A 2,857-nucleotide genomic window follows, 5' to 3' on the forward strand; every position below is an offset into this window, starting at 1 on the left:
CTCCTCGCCCTCACGCTGCTCAGCCCCCTCCCCGCCCTCGCCCAATCCTCCGTGAGCGAGACCGGCACCGGCGGCGGGCCGGCCTCGACGATCCGGGCGCCCAACACCAGCGCCGTCGGCCAGACCGTGCCGAAGCCCGGCAGCCTCGGGCCCGACGAGACCGGCACCGTCACCCCGCGCAACCGCCAGGAGGAGAAGCGCGAGGACCAGATCATGAAGGGCATCTGCATCGGCTGCTCGAAGTAGCGGCCGGAGCAGACCAGTCCTGCATCCGGGGACTTCCTCGCAGGATGGGACTTGCGGCGGGCGGGGTCGCGGCGGCATGACGCCGTGGCGCCTCTCTCAAGAAGAGTTCCAATGCCCGCCTATCGCTCCCGCACCACCACCCACGGCCGCAACATGGCCGGCGCCCGCGGCCTGTGGCGCGCCACCGGCATGAAGGACGCCGATTTCGGCAAGCCGATCATCGCGGTGGTGAACTCGTTCACGCAGTTCGTGCCCGGCCACGTCCACCTGAAGGATTTGGGCCAGCTCGTCGCGCGGGAAATCGAGGCGGCGGGCGGCGTCGCCAAGGAGTTCAACACCATCGCGGTCGATGACGGCATCGCGATGGGCCATGACGGTATGCTTTACTCGCTGCCGTCCCGCGACCTGATCGCCGATTCGGTCGAGTACATGGTCAACGCGCATTGCGCCGACGCCATGGTGTGCATCTCGAACTGCGACAAGATCACCCCCGGCATGCTGATGGCGGCGCTCCGCCTCAACATCCCGGTGGTCTTCGTCTCCGGCGGGCCGATGGAGGCCGGCAAGGTCCATCTCTCGACCGGGATCAAAAAAGTTGACCTCGTCGACGCGATGATCGCCGCCGCCGACGACCGCGTCACCGACGAGGACGTGCAGGTCATCGAGCGCTCGGCCTGCCCGACCTGCGGCTCGTGCTCGGGCATGTTCACGGCGAACTCGATGAACTGCCTCACCGAGGCACTCGGCCTGTCGCTCCCCGGCAACGGCTCGGTGCTGGCGACGCACGCCGACCGCAAGCGCCTCTTCGTCAAGGCCGGCCACCTCATCGTCGATCTCGCGAGGCGCCACTACGAGCAGGACGATGCTTCCGTGCTGCCCCGCGCGATCGCCTCGATGACGGCGTTCGAGAACGCCATGACCCTCGACATCGCCATGGGCGGCTCGACCAACACGGTGCTGCACCTCTTGGCCGCCGCCTACGAGGGCGAGGTGCCCTTCACCATGGCCGATATCGACCGGCTGTCGCGCCGGGTGCCGGTCCTGTGCAAGGTCGCGCCGGCGGTGGCCAACGTCCACATGGAGGACGTGCACCGCGCTGGCGGCATCATGGCGATCCTCGGCGAGCTCGACCGGGCCGGCCTCATCGACACCAGCGTCGGCAACGTCGCCGCCGGCACGCTGAAGGACGCGCTGGCGCGCTGGGACGTGCGCCAGACCGGCAGCGAGAGCGTGCGCGAGTTCTACCGCGCGGCGCCCGGCGGCGTGCCGACCCAGGTCGCGTTCAGCCAAGCATCGCGCTTCGACGAGCTCGACCTCGACCGCGAGGCGGGCGTGGTGCGCGACGCCGCCCACGCCTACTCGCAGGATGGCGGCCTGGCCGTCCTCTACGGCAACCTCGCCGAGGACGGCTGCATCGTGAAGACCGCCGGGGTGGATGCCAGCATCCTGACCTTCTCCGGCCCGGCCCACGTCTTCGAGAGCCAGGACGCGGCGGTGGACGGAATCCTGGGCGGCAAGGTCCAGGCCGGCGAGGTGGTGCTGATCCGCTACGAGGGCCCCCGCGGCGGACCCGGCATGCAGGAGATGCTGTATCCGACGAGCTACCTGAAGTCGAAGGGCCTCGGCAAAGCCTGCGCGCTGGTCACCGACGGGCGCTTCTCGGGCGGCTCCTCGGGGCTATCGATCGGCCACGTCTCGCCGGAAGCCGCCGAGGGCGGCCTGATCGGCCTCGTCGAGCAGGGCGACCGGATCGAGATCGACATCCCGAACCGGCGCATCCACCTCGCGGTCGATCCCGCCGAGATCGAGCGCCGGCGCGCCGCGCAGGAGCCCAAGGGCTGGCAGCCCGCCACACCGCGGAAGCGCAAGGTGAGCGCGGCGCTCCGGGCCTTCGCCAGCATGACCACCAGCGCCGCCCACGGGGCCGTGCGGAAGATCTAAACCCATGACGGTCGTGCGGCTTACGCCTCGAGAAGCCCGCCGGGTCGCCCTGGCGGCGCAAGGGTTTCATGCTGCACGGCCGTCAGCGGTCGGGCACCGGCACCTCGCCGCCACGATCGACCGGCTCGGCCTGCACCAGATCGACAGCGTCAACGTCCTGGTGCGGGCGCACTACCTGCCGGCCTTCTCGCGGCTCGGCGCCTACGACACCACCCTCCTCGACCGCCGGGCCTGGGGCCCGCGGCGCGACCGGCGGCTGTTCGAGTACTGGGCGCATGAATGCTCGCTCCTGCCGCTGTCGCTCCACCCGCTGCTGCGCTGGCGCATGGCACGGGCCGACCGGGGGCAGGCCGGCTATACCGGCATGCGGGTCTTTGCGGGCGAGCGCCGGGCGGAGGCGATGGCGCTGCTGGCGCGGCTTCGCGACGAGGGCCCGCTCTCGGCCTCCGACATCCAGACCGGCCGTGCCGGCTGGTGGGCATGGAGCGAGCCCAAGCGCATGCTCGAATGGCTGTTCTACGCCGGCCACGTCACCACCGCGACCCGGCGGCGCAGCTTCGAGCGGGTCTACGACCTCACCGAGCGGGTGATCCCGCCGGACATTCTTTCGCTGCCCGACGTGCCGGAGGCGGAGGCGCAAGCGCGGTTGGTGGACCTCTCCGCCCGGGCC

The 2,857-nt window shown here is 70.8% G+C and carries 3 protein-coding genes; all 3 read left to right on the plus strand.

Annotation, left to right across the window (positions count from 1 at the left end):
- Positions 1-15: 15 nt before the first annotated feature.
- On the plus strand, positions 16-246 hold the full coding sequence (locus ABZT49_RS23000; protein WP_407943554.1) for a hypothetical protein: 231 nt from the start codon (positions 16-18) through the stop codon (positions 244-246).
- Between the two features lie 111 nt (positions 247-357).
- Entirely contained in the window at positions 358-2,187 is a 1,830-nt protein-coding gene (gene ilvD / locus ABZT49_RS23005) for a dihydroxy-acid dehydratase (protein WP_355289300.1), read from the plus strand.
- 4 nt (positions 2,188-2,191) lie between these two features.
- On the plus strand, positions 2,192-2,857 hold a 666-nt coding region (locus ABZT49_RS23010; protein ID WP_355289302.1), incomplete at its 3' end, for a DNA glycosylase AlkZ-like family protein.

Origin of the sequence: Methylobacterium sp. EM32 (assembly GCF_040593685.1) — a bacterium.
Lineage (GTDB): Bacteria > Pseudomonadota > Alphaproteobacteria > Rhizobiales > Beijerinckiaceae > Methylobacterium.

What these genes read in the sequence shown, in the direction of transcription:
- ilvD (WP_355289300.1), top strand. Translation starts at nt 358, where the DNA reads ATGCCCGCCTATCGCTCCCGCACCACCACCCACGGCCGCAACATGGCC.